We start from the raw sequence: 18,530 nt of genomic DNA on the forward strand, positions 1-18,530 counted from the left end.
CTTCAAGTGGCGACTTCGGCACTGGGCGCGCCACCCCGCACCCAATCGCGCAGCAGGCGCTGTCCGTAAAGCAGCGCCGCGTCCATCGCTTCGCGCGGCGAGCCAAACGTACATCCGGGCCGCACCGCTTGCGAGCCCGACAACGATTGCCCTTCCGCGCCGCGGAACACCACCTCGACACGCGCCTCCCAGCCCCGCCCACCGGCGGGAACCACACGCGGGACGATTTCAACGTCTCCACAGATCTTGTGCACCTTGTTCCTCCATCTGCAGCGCCTGAACGGCGCATTGCCAGCAAGGTAGCAACGGCCATGCCCATCTGGGCACCGCCTTGTGATTTGATCGAGATCAACTGCCGGCGCCCGCATCACCTTTAGCCCGTCGCGGGCGTGCCGATGCAAAGGAGGAAAGCGCGTTTCTCGCGCGCCCCTCCTTCCGTCCATCTGCGCCCACGAAGCGCGGCACAACCATGCGCAAGAATCTGCCGGTCACCCAAGCCGAAACCGCCCTCAACCCGACGGACTACCTCATCTCCCGGACCGACCTCAAAGGCCGCATCGTCTTCGCCAATCCGGCGTTCGTGCGCGTCAGCGGCTATTCGCAGGAGGAACTGGTCGGTGCGCCGCACAACCTCGTGCGCCACCCGGACATGCCCGAAGCCGCGTTCGCCGACTTGTGGGCCACGCTGCAAGCCGGCAAGCCGTGGCGCGGGTTCGTCAAGAACCGCCGCAAGGATGGCGGTTTCTATTGGGTGCTGGCCAACGTGACGCCGGTGTTTCAGAACAATGCGGTGGTCGGTTATACGTCCGTGCGTTCGATGGCCACGCCTGCGCAGATCGCGCGCGCGCAACGCGCCTACACCGCCATCAACGAGGGCGATACGTCGTACACGGTGCGCGCCGGCCGCATTCTTCGCACAGGCTGGCGGCGCGCCGCGAATCTGTTCCAGCGCGACAGCCTGCGCTTCAAGGTGATCGGCCTGCAAACACTGATTGCGTCGGCCATCCTGATCGGTACGCTGTGGGCGCACATCGCGCTGGAAGCCGCCGATCTGCATGGCGCAGCGTGGCTCGTGTTCAGCCGCGACTGGCTGTGGCTCACCGGCGTCGGTTGCGCGGGGCTGGCGACGATGTCGGGCGTGTTGCTTGCGCGAACGCTCATCCGCCCGCTGGAAGAAGCCGCCATGCTGGCCACGCGCCTGGCAGCCGGCGATCTGACCACCGTGGTTGAAGCCCGCTCCAGCGACGAACTGGGCGAAGTCATGCGCGCCATGGCCACCATGCGCGCGAGTCTGTCGTCCATCGTGCGCGATATCCAGGACGGCGCCGCCAACGTCGCACACAGCACGCTGCAGATTTCTGCCGGCAACCATGACCTCTCTGCCCGCACCGAACAGCAGGCTGCCGCACTGGAAGAAACCGCATCAAGCATGGAAGAACTGACATCGATGGTTGCGCAGAATGCGGACCACGCCCGCGCCGCCAGCGCGCTTGCCGAGGAGGCCTCCACGATCGCGGCCGACGGCGGCCAGGTCGTGCAGCGCGTCGTGCACACCATGGACGCCATCCGCGCAGACAGCCAGCGCGTGACGGAGATCATCGCCACCATCGAGAGCATCGCGTTCCAGACCAACATCCTTGCGCTCAACGCGGCTGTGGAAGCCGCCCGCGCAGGTGAAGAAGGCCGCGGCTTTGCGGTCGTCGCCGGCGAGGTACGCAGCCTCGCGCAACGCAGCGCGCAGGCCGCAGCACAGAGCAAGGAGATCATCCGCGCCTCCGACCAATCCGTGCGCGACGGCGTTGACCTCGTCCACAAGGCCGGCGCCACCATGACGCAGATCGTGCAGTCGGTGCAGACCGTCACGCAGCTCATGTCGGAAATCTCGGCCAGCTCGCGCGAGCAGAGCAGCGGTATTGCGCAGATCAACGCGTCGGTGTCGCAGCTCGATGGGGTCACGCAGCAGAACGCCACGCTGGTGGAAGAGGCAGCGGCGGCCACCTCGGTGCTGGCGCGCCAATCGGAAGATCTGAAGCACGCCGTCGCGGTGTTCCGCGCCTAGCGCCGCAGCAGCAGCAGCGCCTTACAGCGTGAAGCGCGTGTCGCTTTCCAGCAGTGCCGTCACCGCCTCGGGCAACAGTGGCTCGCTAAAGTAATAGCCCTGCAGCACGTCGCATTGGTGCGACGTCAGGAAGGCAGACTGCGCGGCATCTTCCACGCCTTCTGCGCACACTTTCACGCCCAGGTTGTGGGCAAGCACCACGACGGTCGTGCAGATGGCGGCATCGTTGGAATCGCGGTCGATGTCCTTGACGAACGCGCGATCGATCTTGATGAGGTCGATTGGCAAGCGCTTCAGATAGGCCAGGCTCGAATAGCCTGTGCCGAAGTCGTCGATGGCAATGCGCACGCCAAGCTGCCGAATGGCAGTGAGGTCTTCGATGGTGCGCTCGGTGCCCTCCATCAGCATCGACTCGGTCACTTCCAGTTCAAGGAAGCCCGAGCCGAGGCCGTATTGGCGCTGGAGCTTGAGCAACGTCGGCAACACGGTGCCGCGTTTGAACTGCAACGGCGATACGTTCACCGCCAGCGTCAGGTCATCGGCCAGGCCGCGCTTGTGCCACTCAGCGTGCTGCTGCGCGGCCTCGGTCAGGACCCAGTTGCCGATCTCGACAATCAGCCCGCTCTCTTCGGCCACCGGAATGAACGCGGCCGGCGGCAGCAACCCGCGCGTCGGATGAACCCAGCGGATCAGCGCTTCGAGCCCGCACACGCGGCCCGTCTTGGTGTCGATCTGGGGCTGATACAGCAGGCGGAACTGGCCTTGTTCCAGCGCTGCCCGAATCTGGTGTTCCAGGTTCAGCCGGTACGACACGCCGATATCCATCTCGGGCGCGAAGAATTCCAGGCGATTACGGCCGTTCTGCTTGGCGTAGTACATCGCCATCTCTGCATGGCGGATCAGGCTATCGGCGTCTGTACCGTGCGCCGGGTATTCGGCCACGCCAATGCTTGCCGTCACGAACACCTCGTGCCCTTCCACGCGCACCGGCTCGGCAAACAGGTCGAAGCCGAAATCGACACCGCGCGAACCCGCGTGCGAGATCACCAGTGCAAATACGTCACCGCCAAAGCGCGCCACAGTGTCCACCGTATCGGCCGCATCGCGCAGGCGCTCGGCCACACGGCGCAGCACCTCGTCGCCCAGCAGGTGGCCAAGGCTATCGTTGACGACCTTGAAACGATCAATATTGACGAGCGCCACATAGAAGCGGCTGCGCTGGCGTGCGGCCATCTCCACCGACTGCTGCACACGGTCGGCCAGCAGCGTGCGGTTGGGCAGGCCCGTGAGCGAATCGATGGTGGCGTGCTGCGCCAGGCGCGTGCGCGTCATCTCCTGCTCGGTCACGTCGTCCTGAATGCCGACGTAATGCGTGACCGCGCCTTTGGCATCGCGCACCGGCGAGAGCAGGAAGTTGTTCAGGAATGCGTGGCCGTCCTTGCGGAAGTTGCGCAGCAGCACGCGGATCTCGCTTTCGTCGCGCAGGGCGGCACGCACTTCATTGAGCGGGGGCTGCCCCGGCTCGGACGAGTGCAGGAAGCGCGCATTGCGGCCCAGCACTTCTTCTGCGCGATAGCCCGTCATGCGCTCGAAGCCGGGGTTCACATACACGATCGGAAGGTCGGGTTGCTGCGCGTCGGCCACGGTAATGCCGGACGGCACTGACTCGACCACGCGACGCAGCAACCGCAGTTGCTCGTCGGAATCGCGCCGCTCCGTGATGTCCTGCATGGTGCCGAACAGGGCGACAACCTCGTCGCGATCATTGCGCTCGATGTTGCCGCGCGAAAGCACCCAGCGGTGTTCGCCGTCACGGCGGATCATCTCCAGGTCCAGCGCGTACGGTTCACCTTCGGTCACGGCGCGGCTGGCGGCCTCACGCAGGCGGTTATAGCTGTCGGCGGTAAAGAACTGCGCCTGCTGCGCAAAGGCCGGAGGCGCGCCCAGCGGCATGCCCGTCAACACATACATGCCCGATGACCACGTTGTCGAGTCGCGCAGCACGTCCCAGCGCCAACTGCCCAGGAGCGCAATCTGCTCGGCTACCCTCAAGTTCGCTTCGCTGCTGCGCAGCTCTTGTTCAATCGCGGAGCGCTGCGAAATGTCGGTCACCCCACCGACCACGCGCACGGCGCGGCCGTTCTGATCTCGATACAGGCTCGCGCGAATTTCCACCGTGCGCGTGGCACGGTTGGCATCGATCACGCGGCAGACGTGCTGCCAGCTGTCGCCGTCCGAATTCAGTACGGCGCGCAGTTCCTTGGCGAAGGCATCGACGTCGTCCGGGTGGACGAATTGGTGGAAGGTGAGCGTGCGCGAGGTACCCCCGCCTGCGCCGTCGTCGTCGCCAGGGCTCAGCAGCGCATCACTGCCAAGCAGCCGATGCAGGCTGGCGTTGGCCCAGGACTCGCCGGTGGCGATATCCCAGTCGAAGATCCAGTCGTTAGTGGCACGCGCCACGCGCTGAAAGCGTTCGGTCAGGCGGTGAACGGTGGCGTCGTGGCGCTGGATGGCGGCGCGCATTTCGTTGAAGGTACGTTCCAGCAGCGAGAGTTCATCGCGCGAGGTGCCGTGCTCAGGCACGCGGGCAGAAAAATCGCCCGTTGCGTAGTGGCGTGCCGCATCCACGAGCGCATCGATGCGGGGCATCACCATCCGTCGCAGGGCCATCTGGATCAGCGCCAGCAGCATCACGACCATCAGCAGGATGGCGCCGCCGCCAGCCAGCGTCACGTTGCGCTGCTGGCGAACGATATCGGTGGCATCCACACCGCGCACAATGCGCAAATGCCCGCCGGCCGCATGCGGCACCACCATGGCGGCGTAGGCACGGCGCACGCCGTCGGTGTCGTCCACCAGCAGCGGCTCGCCCGGCTGCTCCCCTGCTGCAGCCAGCAGCGGCCCCCGAACCACCGCCGGCACTTGCGCTGCACGCAACGTGCCCTGCGTCGACAGCACGTTGCCGTCGGCATCCACCAGATAGACCGGCGCTTGCGGCATGCCGTCCACGGCTGCCGCAATCAACGCGCTCTGTCGCACGGCTGCATATGCCACGCCGCGGATCGCGCCGTCGCTGCCTGTCATCGGCCGCGCTGAAATCAACACGGCCTGGCTGGAGGCGCGCCCCGTCACGAACGTCGACAAGGAAGGCCGGCCCGTCGCCAAGATCTCGTTGAGGTACGGCCGGTCCGACAGATCGACGCCAAGCTTCGCCGTGTCGGGCGTACATACCAGCTTGCGGTGCGCGTCGATGATGCCGAGGTTCGCGAGTTCGCTCTGGTTATGGAAGACGCGGTTGACGAAGCTGCTGCACTCTTGCTGCTCCATGCGCAGTGCCGAATCGTCGGCAAGCAGCACCGAGAGAAGCGTATTGGCGTTGGAGAGCACCATGCCGACGCGCGCGGCGGCGGCCTCGGTTTCGTGGGTCAGGTGCTGAGCAAGGTGATCGTTGAGCCGGTCACGGTAAAGCGCCACACCGGCAATCGCCACAACGATGGCCGGCAAGGCGGCCACCGCAGCCAGGGCAAGCAAGCGGCCGCGCAGCGTGGTGGGAAAGAAAGCGTGCTTCGGCACTTGAATGACCGGTAGAGCCTTATGAGGAGAGCGAATGCACTCTGCGGTTGCACGATGCGCGGCTCAAGGACCATCCCCTCGGCGCACGATGCAGTTGCGGCATCGTGCCGGCGGACGGCTGACGCAGTGCGCAAGCATTTTGCTTGCAATTCCTATCGCACGCAACTTGTGGATAGTCTGTAGGTAACCGTGCCGCAAATCGGCATGGCAGGCGGCATGACAGGTGGTAGCGGTGTTGGCAAAGCGGTGCCCCAACACCCGTTGCCGCGACGCTGCTCAACAGCAAGGCGAGCTCGTGGTCACGGTGCCGGCAGCGTCTGGCGCGGGACGTCTGTGCGCGGCAAGCGCCCATAGAAAAAGCCACCGAATAGCGGTATCCGGTGGCTTCAAGAATACGCTTTGAACGGGGAAGTTCAGCGCAGTTGAAGGATAGGCAAGCCCCCCGATCACGCCAATACCCAGGATAGGGTAATTTGGGAAAAACCCTGCATGGCAGCGGGTTTCACCACCCTGCGCCTTTCGCGTGTGCTTTCTGCACAACGCCTGACTCCGTAACAACCCGTCCTCCGAAATATCCATCCCAGCGACCGGGTGCCGCAGCCCGTCACACGGGATGTTGCGTTATAATGAAAACGATTCGCATTTAGCCTCCCTGCTTGTACCACCCTACGTTAACGATCACGCACGATGCGGCTTTCCGAGCTTTCCCGCCGGGCGACGGCGGTGGTGGATCACGTTGAAGACCGTGAACCCGCCGATCCCATCAGCCAACGCCTGCGCGAACTCGGGTTCGTGACGGGCGAAGAGGTGCGCGTAGTGGCTGTCGGCCCGTTTGGCGGCGATCCGCTGGTCGTGCAGGTGGGCTTCACCCGCTTTGCACTGCGTCGCCAGGAGGCTGCCCGCGTGCGCCTGCGCGCCCAATCGGCAACGCAACCCGCTGCCGTCATCGCCGCTCCCGAGACGGCCCCGCCCGCCAAGGTACGCGAGGCGGCATAGCCAGCCTCCCATTGCCGCCGCCTTCCGGCTCCGCTTATCCGGCTTCATGCAGATGCACGCTTCTTCCTCCTCCGCTTCCACCCCCGCATTGCGCGTTGCCCTAGTCGGCAACCCCAACTGCGGCAAGACCGCGCTGTTCAACCTGTTAACAGGCAGCCGCCAGAAGGTTGCCAACTATGCGGGCGTGACGGTCGAGCGCAAGGAGGGCCGCTTTACCGCGCCGTCGGGCCGGCATGTGCAGATTCTCGACCTGCCGGGTGCCTACAGCCTGATCGCCACCAGCCCCGACGAAGCGATCACGCGCGATATCTGCCTTGGCACGTTCCGTGGTGAGTCGCGCCCCGATTTGCTGATCTGCGTGGTCGACGCCACCAACCTGCGGCTGCACCTGCGCTTCGTGCTGGAGCTGGAACGCCTGGGCTTGCCGATGGTGCTGGCGCTGAACATGGTCGACGCGGCCGAGCGACGCGGCATCCGCATCGACCGTGCCAAGCTGGAGGCCGCCCTGGGCGTGCCGGTGGTGCAAACCGTGGCCATCAAACGCAACGGCGCGGCCGACCTTGTCGCCCATATCGATCACGAAAAGCTGCCGGCCGTGCCGGTTGGGCTGCCGGCCGACGCCGATCCGCACGTGGAAGTGAAGCGCCTGCTCGATGCCGCCGTGACCATGCCGCGCAGCACGGCCGAGCTGGACGACCGGCTCGACCGCATCGTGCTGCACCCGGTACTGGGCCTGATGCTGCTGGCCGTGCTGATGTTCTTGATGTTCCAGGCGGTGTTCTCGTGGGCGCAGCCGCTCATGGACGGCATCCAGGGCGCCGTGGAAGCCGTGGGCGTGTGGGTCGGCAACGTCATGCCCGACGGCATGCTCAAAAGCCTGTTGGTGAACGGCATCATCGCCGGCACGGGCAGCGTGCTGGTGTTCCTGCCCCAGATCCTGATCCTGTTCCTCTTCATCCTGTCGCTGGAAGAGTCAGGCTATCTGCCACGCGCAGCCTTCCTGCTCGACCGGTTGATGGCGGGCGCGGGGCTGTCAGGGCGCTCGTTCATTCCGCTGCTGTCCAGTTTTGCGTGCGCGATTCCCGGCGTGATGGCCACGCGCACGATCCAGGACCCGCGCGACCGGCTGGTGACGATTCTGGTTGCACCGCTGATGACCTGCTCGGCGCGGCTGCCCGTGTATGCGCTGCTGATCGGCGCGTTCATCCCGGTGCGGCAGGTGTGGGGCCTGTTCAATCTGCAGGGGCTGGTGCTGTTCGGGCTGTACATGGCGGGTATCGTGTCGGCTCTTGTCGTCGCTTACGTACTCAAGTACCTGAAGCGCGATCGCAACGAGCACCCGCTCATTCTCGAGTTGCCGTCGTACCGACTGCCCAGCGTGCGCAACCTGATCGTCGGCCTGATCGAACGTGCACGCATTTTCCTGCGCCGCATCGGCACGGTCATCCTCAAGATGATGGTGCTGCTGTGGTTCCTCTCGACATTCCCGGCGCCGCCGGCCAACGCCACGCTGCCGGCCATCGATTACAGCTTTGCCGGGATGATCGGCCGTGCGCTTGAGGTCGTGTTCGCGCCGATCGGCTTCACATGGCAGATGTGTATTGCCCTGATTCCCGGCATGGCTGCACGTGAAGTCGCCGTGGGCGCGTTGGCAACGGTGTACTCGCTGTCGGCCACGCATGAAGATGCGGCTGCGCAGCTGGCGCCGATCATCTCGCAGCAATGGTCGCTGGCCACGGCATTGGCCTTCCTGGCTTGGTACGTCTACGCGCCGCAGTGCATCTCGACGCTGGCCACCATCCGCCGCGAGACCAACTCGTGGAAGGTCATGGCGGGCACCGCCGGCTACCTCTTCGCGCTGGCCTACCTGGCCGCTTTCGCTACCTACCAGATCGCACGGGTGCTGACATGAGCGTGTATCACGTTGTCGAAACCGGCGTTGTCGCCACGGTCGTGGCGCTGAGCGCGTTGTCGCTGACCGGCCGCTATGCGCCAGCGATGCGCGCCCGCACGGCGGCGCGCGTGGCAGGCTGGTGTGATCGACCGTCGCGGCCGGGCTGGATGCGCGCCTTCGGCCAGCGCCTGCTCACGCCGGGCGAGTCGCCCTCGTGCCACTCCGATCCGCTTTCGGGCAGCGCCTGCGGCAGCGGCTGCAGTGGCTGTGCATCGGGTGAATCGTCGTCATCCTCGGCGGTTGAACAGCCGATCCACTTCGTGCGGCGCAAATAACGGCCGACGCAACGTCACAACACCAACGGGCTCGCATCACGCGGGCCCGTTTTGTTTTTGCGCAGCGCGGGCGTAGACTGGTCCAAACCTGAACGGGGGACGCGTCATGACCGAAGAGCTGCTGGTCCAGTTGATTGCGGAAGTCGAGAAGGAAGACCCGGTGGATTTCGCCAACCTGCCCTTTGACGAGCAGATGTTGCGCGACCTGGTCTGCAAGCTGGTGTCGCGCCAGCTGACGCAAATGGAAAATGCCCATTTCAGCCAGGATGAGGTGATCGTCTCGCTCACGGCGAGCATCGCCAAGCTGGTCCTCGAAAACCTCGTGCTGAATGCGCGCCTGCTGGCACAGCAGGGGCACGGTGAAAGCGCACGCGCGCTGCTGGAGCGGATCTCCCGCCAGGCGAAGGGATAGGCGGCGCGGTTACCGGGCCGGCACTACGTTGTACTGCGTGCGGGCGCGCGTCAGCAAACGCTTGGCGACGGACAGGCCGCGAATGGCGGCGGCATCGTCGTCGGCCGGAAAATCAAATTCGGCGCTCCAGTTGCAGCCGGTGTGATCGGGGCGGTGAATGCACATCGCGCGCAGTTCGCACTGTGCGCATTCCGGGTGTTGCTGGACGCAGCGGGCCAGCAATGTCTTGAGTTCATCTTCGGACTTCAGACGGCGTTGCATCGGCATCTCCTGAATAACAGGGAGTTGGAACACCGAGCGCGCAGTGAGTTTCGCCATGATTGCGCCGATACTGTTTCAGCAAGTTACCGGATCACGTCACGCGTTCAACCCAATCGCGCCCGACATACCGGCGCCCGCCTGACACGCCGGGCATACGCCGTAAAGCGCCAGCGCGTGATCGCGCAGCACAAAGCCGCGCTCGTTGGCCACACGCTCCTGCCGCGACTCGATGGCGCTGTCGTGAAACTCTTCCACGCGACCGCACGTCAGGCAGATCAGGTGATCGTGGTGCGCGCCCTCGTTCAGCTCATACACCGCATGGCCGGCCTCGAACGCATGACGCAACAGCACGCCGGCATCGACCAACTGATTGAGCACGCGGTAGACCGTTGAGATGCCGATGTCGAGTTCCGACGTGAGCAATTGGCGGTACACATCTTCTGCGCTCAGGTGGCGGCCGTGTTCCGTACCGGCGGTGAGGATTTCCAGGATCTTGACGCGCGGCGAGGTGGCTTTGAGCCCCGCCCGGCGCAGGTCGGTCGAGTTTGGCATGGCGTTCGTTGGGCGAGATTTGGGTACGGCAGGCGGGGTATTGCAGCGGGCGAGGACCGGAAACGACAAGGCCGCAAGCATGCAGGCCGGGTCGACAAGTCCTAAAAAAAAAACGGCATGGCTGGCAGCCCGGAAAAGTCGCAGTCGGGAAAGCGGGGTCTGAGTGCTTTCCCGACTGTCGGGCGGCTTGCTACTGCCAAACGCTCTGTGTGTCAGAGCGGTCCCCACAAAAGATCGGGTGCCGGGCGCTGCCCATGGAATAGCGAGCGCACGCAGCGAAATTCGGTTCGATGCGGCGTGCGTTTGAGGGATGTGCCCTAGGGGGCGGATCCATCGGCTGCAGCGCCGTCGATGGACACACTATAAATGCGAATGATTCGCATTACAAGAGTTTTCTTTGCGATCTATTGAAGACCCCGATCTGAGCGCGGCTTTCTCGACGCCGCAAGGGGCATCACCCCAGTGCGGTAGCGCGGGCGTAGCCGGACCCACCCTCAAGGCTGACGATCGGACGGTGTATCAAGCGTCCGCTACAGTCCTTTCACTGCCGGCGTACGCATCGATCTGGCGACGAGTCAGCAGATTGGCTTGCTGCTGATCATGTCGGTTGCGAGCAAAGGGGCTGCGTGGACGTCGTCGGTGAGTGCTTCGGCTTCGAACTGCTGATGGCTACGTATGGGGCGACAAGGCAGCCAATTGACTAAGCGCCCGGTTGAACGCGCCCGGGTTGGCGATGTTCATGCCATGCGACGCGCCCGCGATGGTATGACGCTCAGCCTGCGGAATCCACGCATGGAGTTTGTCGACGGTGTTCCGGAACATGCGCGGGCTCTTCTGCCCGTCGATCAGCAACGTGCGGCACTGGATTTCGCCGGCCGCCTCAAGCGTATAGGCCGGGAGCGGATCACGCAGCTGCTTTGGCAGCGTGAGCGCGTTGTCGAGCGCCATCCTGCGGAAGCTCTGCGTGCTCTTGACCCAGAAGCCGGGCATGGTGACCGAGTCCACAAATAGATTCAGGCCTGCGTCAAATTCACCCTGTTCGATCAGGTCGGCAGCCTGTGCTCTCAATGCCTGGACCGCGGGCGGCAAGGCGCCGGCGGCGGCTTGCGGCGCTGCCTGCAACGGGCCGCCCGGATCGGCCAGCGTGAGCGTCTTTACCAGGTGCGGGTACTGCCGCGCCAGATGGAACGCAACGCAACCGCCGCGCGAATGGCCAACCAGGTGCACCGGGCCCAGCCCGAGCGCCTCGATGAACTCTGCCATCTCAACGACGTGCGCTTCCCAGCTGAAATCGCCGTGCCCGAATGCGTGGGTTTCCGGCCAATAGTGGCCCAGGCTCGGCGCGAAGCAGCGGAACTTTTTCGACAGCGCGGCGAGTTGCGGATCCCAATAGCGGTAATCGCACAACGACCCGTGAACAAAGACCATCGGCTCGCCGCTTCCGGCTTCTACGTAGGGCACCGAGGTGCCCGAGGCGGTGGCAGCAAAAGCGGGTTGTGGCCATACGCCGGCAAGAGCCAGCGTCGTCAGGGGCGTTCGCGCATTCATTGTTGAAACTCCGTTTTCCCGAGACTTTGCTGCACTGCGATTGAAAAGGAAATCGCATAATATTGATGGAATCTTTCAGTTTTTCTGATACATCCTCGCAAGCGAGTGCACATGAGTACCGAGATGAAAGCCCTGGACGTCGACGTTCTCACCATGATCGTCGCCGTTGCCGACACAGGCACGATCAGCCGGGCGGCAGATCTCGTGCACCGCTCGCAATCGGCTGTGAGCATGCAGATCAAGACGCTGGAATCGGCACTAGGAAAGGCGCTGTTCGTGCGCAAGCCGCGTAGCGTGATACCAACACAAGACGGCGAGGTGCTGCTGGCGTATGCGCGCCGGATCATTGCGCTGCGTGATGAAGCCTGGGCAGCGGTCGTGCGGCCGGACGTGACGGGCCGCGTGGTGATCGGGGTGCCCGACGACTATGCGTCGTCGCTGTTCCCGCCGATTCTCAAGAAATTCTCGGCCAGCTATCCGAAGGTCGAAATCCAGGTCATCGGCTTGCCCAGCGTGGCGTTGGCGCCGATGTTGCGTGATGGCACGGTGGACCTCGTCTGCGCCACGCGCGTCAAAGGGCTGACCGGCGAATTTTTGCGGCACGAACCGATGGTGTGGGCGGCGGGCCCGGGGACCACGGAAATCTGGCGTGAACGGCCATTGCCCATTGCGGTGTTTCTGCCGGGCAGCGTCGCGCGCGAGAAGGCGATCCGCAGTCTCGAGCGCGCAAAGATCGCCTACCGGACTTCGTATGAAAGCCCGAGCCTGCTGGGCTTGCTGACGATGGCCCGAGCGGGCCTCGCCATCACGCCATTGGCGCGATGTGCCGTGCCCTCCGACTTTACGTTGCTCGGATCCGCGCACGGCCTGCCGGAGATCGGTACGTTGGAGATCGTCTTGGCGCGTAGTGTCACTTCCAACCGTCAACCCTGCGATTTCCTGGCCGAGCGAATTGTGGCCGAGCTAAATGCGTGAGCCCGCTTCGCCAAGCTTCCCTTGACTGATCGGGGAATCGCTCGCCTCTGGAACAACGGCGGCTAGGTCGTTGAATCTCGCGGCGCAGGTTCAACTCCAGCGCGACGCGCCTCCCAATCTTCGTAAAGGCCCTGCTCGCCCGTTGGCCTGAACGGATGCAGTTGCAGCTCACCGCCCTCCGGCGCGCGACGCATCTCCGCATACATTGCAGCGGTCGACATACCGAAAGGCTCGCCATCTTCGTTCGAATAGGCAAAGTACGCCGTGCGAATGCCGCAGCGGTACATGGCCGCAAAGCACATCGGGCACGGATGGCCGCTGGCGTACATCACTGCACCGCGCAAGTCGGCCGTGTCCAGCGTCTGGCTTGCCTGGCGGATGGCCTGCATTTCGGCATGGGCTGTGGGGTCATTGGTGCCAAGCACCTCGTTCACCGCACGCGCAACGATCTTCCCGTCGCGCACAAGCACCGCCCCAAACGGCAAGCCGCCGCCGTTGACGTTACCGCGCGCAAGCGCCACCGCCTCACGCATGTACTGCTCGTCGGACATCGGGTTCTCCGGAGACGAAATTGCGGGTCGATTATGGTTGCGCCCCTAAACATGTTGAAATTAAATAATGAAATGAGATTCAGTGGGTTTTCCAATGATTGATCTTGTGTTGCTGCGCAGCTTTGTCACGGTGGTCGATACGGGCAACTTCACACGCGCGGCCGAGCATTTGCACCTGACACAATCGACCGTCAGCCAGCAGATCCTGCGGCTCGAGCAGCAGTTGGACTGCCGCCTGCTCGACCGCAGCCAGCGCCAGGTGTTGCCGACGGAAGAGGGCGACCGCCTGCTCGGCTACGCCCGCCGCCTGCTACGCTTGGCCAACGAAGCGAGCGAGGCGCTCAGCCCCGAACACACCGGCGGCGTGCTGCGCCTGGGCGTGCCGGAAGACCTCGGCAGCGGTGCGCTGATGCCGCTCATCGCGAGCTTTGCGCGCGAGCGCCCGCGGCTGCGGCTGGAAGTGGAAAGCGGTCTCTCACACCACCTCCTGCGTCTGTATCGCAATGGCGATCTCGACATGCTGCTCGTCAAGCAATGGGGCACTGATAGCGATTGCCATGCGCGCTGGGCTGAACCGGTTTGCTGGATCGACAGCGCCGAGAGGCCGCACACGCTGCCGCTTGGGCCATCGCAACCTGCGTTGCCGCTGGTGGTGTTTCCGGTGGGCGCGCTGTATCGGCAGGAGATGCTGCACGCGCTGGAATCGATCGGCCAGCCGTGGCGCATCACGTATTCAAGCCCGAGCCTGGCGAGCCTGTGTGCGGCTGTCAGCGCGGGGCTGGGCGTGAGCCTGCTGCCCGCCAGCACCGTGCAGGCCGGACATCGCGTGGTTGGCGCTGCCGATGGTTTTCCGGAGATCGGCGGGCTGGAGCTGGCGCTGTTTGCGCGACCCGACCTCGACAGCGCGGGGCGCGCGTTGCGCGATCGCCTTGTCGACATGTGCTCCGCGCGTGCGCAGGCGCTGCAGTCCGCCGCTGGCTGAGCACCGAGGCATCAAAGAAAAAGCCGGACCCGCAGATTGCGGAGTCCGGCTCGGTACGAGTACGGCTTCGTTCAGCTTCAGGCAGCTTCGGCCAGCGGCACGCGGATCAGATGATCGAACGCCGACAGCGCGGCCTTCGCACCATCGCCGGTGGCAATGATGATCTGCTTGTACGGCGTCGTGGTCGCATCGCCTGCGGCGAACACGCCTTCCGCGCTGGTCTGGCCGCGTGCATCGACAACGATCTCGCCAAAGCGGTTGCGCTCAAGCGCACCATCCAGCCATTCGGTGTTGGGCACCAGGCCGATCTGCACGAACACGCCTTCGAGCGCGACCGTGTGCTCGACGCCATCCACGCGGCTCTTGTAACGCAGGCCATTGACCTTCTGGCCGTCACCGGTGATCTCGGTGGTCTGCGCGTTGGTCACGATGGTCGCATTCGGCAGGCTTTGCAGCTTGCGCACCAGCACGGCATCGGCCTTCAGCTCACTGGCGAATTCCAGCAGCGTGACGTGGCTCACGAGGCCGGCCAGGTCGATGGCGGCTTCCACACCCGAGTTGCCGCCGCCGATGACCGCCACGCGCTTGCCCTTGAACAGCGGGCCATCGCAGTGCGGGCAGTACGCCACGCCCTTGTTCTTGTATTCCTGCTCGCCTGGCACGTTGACGTTGCGCCAGCGGGCACCCGTCGACAGGATGACCGAGCGGCCCTTGAGCACCGCGCCGTTGGCCAGCGTCACCTCGGCAAAGCCACCCGGCTTGTCTGCCGGCGTGAGCTTGACCGCGCGCTGCGTGTTCATGATGTCGACGTCGTACTGGCGCACGTGCTGCTCAAGCGCGGCGGCAAACTTCGGCCCTTCGGTCTCCTGCACGGAGATGAAGTTTTCGATGCCCAGCGTGTCGAGCACCTGGCCGCCAAAACGCTCGGCCACCACGCCGGTACGCACGCCCTTGCGTGCCGCGTACACGGCAGCAGCGGCACCAGCCGGGCCACCACCGACGATCAGCACGTCAAACGCTTCCTTGGCGGCGAGCTTTTCAGCATCACGCGCAGCGGCGCCAGTGTCGATCTTGGCGACGATCTCTTCCACGCCCATGCGGCCCGTGCCGAACGTCTCGCCGTTCAGGAACACGGTCGGCACGGCCATGATCTGGCGCGCCTCGATTTCGCCCTGATACAGCGCGCCGTCGATGGCGACGTGCTGGATGCGCGGGTTGATCACGGACATCACGTTCAGCGCCTGGACCACGTCCGGGCAGTTCTGGCACGTGAGCGACATGTAGGTCTCGAAGCGGAAATCCCCTTCGATATTGCGAATCTGTTCGATGACGTCGGATTCGAGCTTGGGTGCATAGCCGCCCACTTGCAGCAGCGCCAGCACGAGCGAGGTGAACTCGTGACCGGTCGGGATGGCGGCAAAACGCACGCTCACATCGGTGCCGGTGCGGCGGATCAGGAACGACGGTGCGCGCTCGGCGGCATCGCGTTGTTCGGTCAGCACGATCATGCTGGACTGCTCGGCCACGTCGCGCAGCAGGTCCATCATGTCGCGGGAGCCCTCGCTGTCATCGACGTTGGCGACCAGCTCAATAGGCTGCACGAGGCGTTCGAGGTAGGCCTTCAGTTGGGCCTTGACATCAGCATCCAGCATGACGACTTCCTTTATTCGTTTTGATTCAGTGACAGGGCGCGGCACATGCCTGCGCCCTTAAGCAAACGGCCGGCAGAGCCGGCCGTTTTTCACGCTGCATGTCTGCAGCAACAGCCTTTACAACTTAGATCTTGCCGACCAGGTCCAGCGACGGCTTGATCGTCTTGGCGCCTTCGTTCCACTTGGCCGGGCACACGTTGCCCGGGTTGTTGGCGACGAACTGGGCAGCCTTGAGCTTGCGCAGGGTTTCCTTCACGTCACGGGCGATAGCGTTGTCGTGCACTTCCATCGTCTTGATCACGCCTTGCGGGTCGATCACGAACGTGCCGCGCAGTGCCAGGCCTTCTTCCGGAATGTGCACGCCGAATGCGTTGGTCAGTTGGTGCGTCGGGTCACCCACCAGCGGGAACTGTGCCTTGCCCACGGCCGGCGACGTTTCGTGCCACACCTTGTGCGAGAAGTGCGTGTCGGTCGTGACGATGTAGACCTCGGCGCCAGCCTTCTGGAATTCTGCGTAGTTGTCCGCTGCGTCTTCCACTTCGGTCGGGCAGTTGAAGGTGAATGCGGCCGGCATGAAGATCAGCACGGACCACTTGCCCTTGAGCGACTCATCCGTGACTTCGATGAACTTGCCGTTGTGGAACGCTTGGGCCTTGAACGGTTGGACTTGAGTATTGATCAGCGACATAGTGGTTTTCGGTTGGGTTGCTTGGTTGACAACGGAGTGGATCGTATCGTCGATCAGTGCATTGCACAAGTTGATTGATATGATTTTGTCGATTGTTTTTTTCTATTGCCTGAGCAACCGAGCGCTTACCGACTGAAGCGCCACATATCCAAAAGGTGCGCCTGCGTGCATAGACGAAATTACATGGCACACCCGCAGGTTGCACACCCCGCACGTGTTCTCGCAGTGCGCACATCACGTAGAGCCAAGGCGGCGCGCGCCAAGACTACAGCCTTGTCAGCGTCTGTCTGACTGGCATAGGTCTTGCGCGAAGAGGTCGATCGCAAACCTCCGCCGCGCATCGGCGCCGTCCACTGCTCATGCAGTTGGCTGACGGCCCGGCAGGCAAATTCCTCCGGGAGCATGACCTTGTTGCTGAACGTTCTCTTTGTCGCTTCTGAAGCTGTGCCGCTGGCCAAGACCGGCGGGCTTGGAGATATGGTCGGGGCCTGCGCGAACGCATTGCGGCGCGCCGGCATGAAAGTGACGGTGATGCTGCCGGGCTATCCCGACGCCATCACGCAGTTGCAGCACACGCGCACCGTGTGCGAATGGACCGACCTGCCGGGCGGCCGCGCCCGCCTGCTGAACGGCCGCATGGGCGCACAGGGCATCCCGGTGCTGCTGTTCGACGCCCCGGCGCTGTTCGCGCGGCCCGGCAATCCTTACCTCGACGACCACGGCCAGCCATATGACGACAACGCGCTGCGCTTTGCAGCGTTCAGCCAGGCCGCTGCGCGCGTTGCCGGCGGCGTGCCCGGGGTGCATCGCTTTGACATCGTGCAGGCGCATGACTGGCATGCAGGGCTGGTGCCGCTGTTCGTCAAGCGTGCGCAGGCGCCGGTGAAGACTGTCTTCACGATCCATAACCTCGCGTTCCAGGGCAATTTCCCGATGCACGTGGTGCCGGACATTGGCGTGCCGCCCGATGCGGCGCACGAAGCCGAGTTCTGGGGCCAGTTCAGCTTCCTGAAGGCCGGCCTGCTTTGGGCCGATCGCATCACCACGGTGAGCCACGCGTATGCGCGCGAAATCCTGACCGAGACAGCAGGCTGCGGCATGCAGGATCTGCTGCGCGCACGCCAGCAAGACCTCGTCGCCATCCTCAACGGCATCGACAACGACGTGTGGAACCCGTCGAAAGACCCGCTGCTGCCGCAGCCGTTTGTTGCTTCCAACCTGAGCGGCAAGCAAACCGCCAAGCGCGTCCTGCAGCAACGCTTCGGCCTGCCGGAAGACCCGAAGGCGCCGTTGCTGGCCGTCGGCAGCCGCCTGACGCATCAGAAGATGGCCGACGTGGCGTTGCAGGCGCTGCCCCAACTGCTGGAATCCAACCCGCAATTGCAGGTGGCCGTGCTCGGCTGCGGTGAACACGCCTATGAGACCGGCATGGCTGAGCTGGCGGCGCGCTATCCCCGCCAAGTGGCCGCGAAGATCGGCTACACCGAGGCCTATGCCCACCTGCTGCATGCCGGCGCCGACATCCTCCTGCACGGTAGCCGCTTCGAGCCGTGCGGCCTGACGCCGCTCTATTCGATGCGCTACGGCACGGTGCCTGTTGCGTCGCGCGTGGGCGGGCTGCTGGACACCATCACCGACCACGGCTCGCCCGAAGCGGCAGTGCACGGCGCCACGGGCTTCCTGTTCGACGGCGACACCGCCGACGCCATGGTGGCCGCGGTGGAACGCGCCCTGCGCGTCTTCGCCCAGCCGCAGGCGTGGCGCATCCTGCAATACAACGGCATGACGACCGACTTCGGCTGGTCGCAGCCGGCCCGCGAATACATCGCGCTGTACCGCAACCTCGTGCCGGCCGCCACACCCATGCCCGCCGTGGCGCTTGCGCAGACGCCCGTCGCACCCGACGCGCTGCACACGGCCCGCCCCGATCAACCTGTGCGTACGCCGGCGCGGCGACGCTCGACGGCGCTGTCCGACGAGATCCGAGCGCACGCGGTGGCGCGCGCCGCCAGTGCCGAGAAGATCCGTGCCTGACCGCGCCTGACGCTCTGC

Annotated in this window: 16 protein-coding genes; 8 read left to right on the top strand and 8 right to left on the bottom strand. The window is 64.5% G+C overall.

What is annotated here, in order from left to right:
- Nucleotides 1-2 precede the first annotated feature (2 nt).
- Complete coding sequence (locus tag ACTJK4_RS18600; protein ID WP_260801309.1) at nt 3-254, bottom strand: hypothetical protein; 252 nt, start codon at nt 252-254, stop codon at nt 3-5.
- Between the two features lie 215 nt (nt 255-469).
- Here ACTJK4_RS18600 and ACTJK4_RS18605 point away from each other — a divergent pair, with 215 nt between their 5' ends.
- Nucleotides 470-2,059 (top strand): methyl-accepting chemotaxis protein, encoded by a 1,590-nt coding sequence (locus ACTJK4_RS18605; protein WP_322017872.1) that lies wholly within the window; start codon nt 470-472, stop codon nt 2,057-2,059.
- Between the two features lie 21 nt (nt 2,060-2,080).
- On the opposite strand, the gene ACTJK4_RS18610 is transcribed toward ACTJK4_RS18605, so the two are convergent.
- Nucleotides 2,081-5,632 (bottom strand): EAL domain-containing protein, encoded by a 3,552-nt coding sequence (locus ACTJK4_RS18610; protein WP_440818629.1) that lies wholly within the window; start codon nt 5,630-5,632, stop codon nt 2,081-2,083.
- A 687-nt stretch (nt 5,633-6,319) separates the two neighbouring features.
- Here ACTJK4_RS18610 and ACTJK4_RS18615 point away from each other — a divergent pair.
- The 4 genes from ACTJK4_RS18615 (at nt 6,320) to ACTJK4_RS18630 (ending at nt 9,269) form a co-directional block, all read left to right on the top strand.
- The gene (locus ACTJK4_RS18615) at nt 6,320-6,628 is read left to right on the top strand and encodes a FeoA family protein (protein ID WP_232040054.1); all 309 of its coding nucleotides are present in this window, start codon (nt 6,320-6,322) and stop codon (nt 6,626-6,628) included.
- Nucleotides 6,629-6,674: 46 nt separating this feature from the next.
- Nucleotides 6,675-8,540, top strand: coding sequence for a ferrous iron transport protein B (feoB, locus tag ACTJK4_RS18620; RefSeq protein WP_440818630.1), 1,866 nt, complete (start codon nt 6,675-6,677; stop codon nt 8,538-8,540).
- A complete protein-coding gene (locus ACTJK4_RS18625; RefSeq protein ID WP_232040056.1) occupies nt 8,537-8,857 on the top strand; it encodes a DUF6587 family protein in 321 nt (106 codons plus the stop codon). Before feoB ends, ACTJK4_RS18625 begins: the two co-directional genes overlap by 4 nt.
- 106 nt (nt 8,858-8,963) lie before the next feature.
- Nucleotides 8,964-9,269, top strand: a complete 306-nt coding sequence (locus tag ACTJK4_RS18630; RefSeq protein ID WP_004627974.1) for a hypothetical protein — start codon at nt 8,964-8,966, stop codon at nt 9,267-9,269.
- Between the two features lie 9 nt (nt 9,270-9,278).
- On the opposite strand, the gene ACTJK4_RS18635 is transcribed toward ACTJK4_RS18630, so the two are convergent.
- The 3 genes from ACTJK4_RS18635 to ACTJK4_RS18645 form a co-directional block, all read right to left on the bottom strand.
- On the bottom strand, nt 9,279-9,530 hold the full coding sequence (locus ACTJK4_RS18635) for a hypothetical protein (protein WP_322017875.1): 252 nt from the start codon (nt 9,528-9,530) through the stop codon (nt 9,279-9,281).
- Between the two features lie 96 nt (nt 9,531-9,626).
- Nucleotides 9,627-10,082 (bottom strand): ferric iron uptake transcriptional regulator, encoded by a 456-nt coding sequence (fur, locus tag ACTJK4_RS18640; RefSeq protein ID WP_316881485.1) that lies wholly within the window; start codon nt 10,080-10,082, stop codon nt 9,627-9,629.
- Nucleotides 10,083-10,751: 669 nt separating this feature from the next.
- Nucleotides 10,752-11,630 carry an alpha/beta fold hydrolase gene (locus ACTJK4_RS18645; RefSeq protein WP_440077484.1) on the bottom strand — a complete coding sequence of 293 codons (879 nt, stop codon included), beginning with the start codon at nt 11,628-11,630 and terminating at the stop codon, nt 10,752-10,754.
- A gap of 123 nt (nt 11,631-11,753) precedes the next feature.
- Between ACTJK4_RS18645 and ACTJK4_RS18650 the strand changes: the two genes are divergently transcribed.
- Nucleotides 11,754-12,605, top strand: a complete 852-nt coding sequence (locus ACTJK4_RS18650) for a LysR substrate-binding domain-containing protein (protein WP_260801301.1) — start codon at nt 11,754-11,756, stop codon at nt 12,603-12,605.
- 62 nt (nt 12,606-12,667) lie between these two features.
- Here ACTJK4_RS18650 and ACTJK4_RS18655 read toward each other — a convergent pair whose 3' ends face one another.
- Nucleotides 12,668-13,156 (bottom strand): nucleoside deaminase, encoded by a 489-nt coding sequence (locus ACTJK4_RS18655; protein ID WP_440077485.1) that lies wholly within the window; start codon nt 13,154-13,156, stop codon nt 12,668-12,670.
- A 94-nt stretch (nt 13,157-13,250) separates the two neighbouring features.
- On the opposite strand from ACTJK4_RS18655, the gene ACTJK4_RS18660 reads away from it, so the two are divergent.
- A complete protein-coding gene (locus tag ACTJK4_RS18660; protein ID WP_260801299.1) occupies nt 13,251-14,138 on the top strand; it encodes a LysR family transcriptional regulator in 888 nt (295 codons plus the stop codon).
- 77 nt (nt 14,139-14,215) lie between these two features.
- Here ACTJK4_RS18660 and ahpF read toward each other — a convergent pair whose 3' ends face one another.
- Both ahpF and ahpC read right to left on the bottom strand, forming a co-directional pair.
- Nucleotides 14,216-15,790 (bottom strand): alkyl hydroperoxide reductase subunit F, encoded by a 1,575-nt coding sequence (ahpF, locus tag ACTJK4_RS18665; RefSeq protein WP_440077486.1) that lies wholly within the window; start codon nt 15,788-15,790, stop codon nt 14,216-14,218.
- Between the two features lie 124 nt (nt 15,791-15,914).
- Nucleotides 15,915-16,478 carry an alkyl hydroperoxide reductase subunit C gene (ahpC, locus tag ACTJK4_RS18670; protein ID WP_024978277.1) on the bottom strand — a complete coding sequence of 188 codons (564 nt, stop codon included), beginning with the start codon at nt 16,476-16,478 and terminating at the stop codon, nt 15,915-15,917.
- A 402-nt stretch (nt 16,479-16,880) separates the two neighbouring features.
- On the opposite strand from ahpC, the gene glgA reads away from it, so the two are divergent.
- Nucleotides 16,881-18,512 (top strand): glycogen synthase GlgA, encoded by a 1,632-nt coding sequence (gene glgA, locus ACTJK4_RS18675; RefSeq protein ID WP_440818631.1) that lies wholly within the window; start codon nt 16,881-16,883, stop codon nt 18,510-18,512.
- Nucleotides 18,513-18,530 lie beyond the last annotated feature (18 nt).

Source organism: Ralstonia sp. 22111 (assembly GCF_052045895.1).
Classification (GTDB): Bacteria; Pseudomonadota; Gammaproteobacteria; order Burkholderiales; family Burkholderiaceae; genus Ralstonia; species Ralstonia wenshanensis.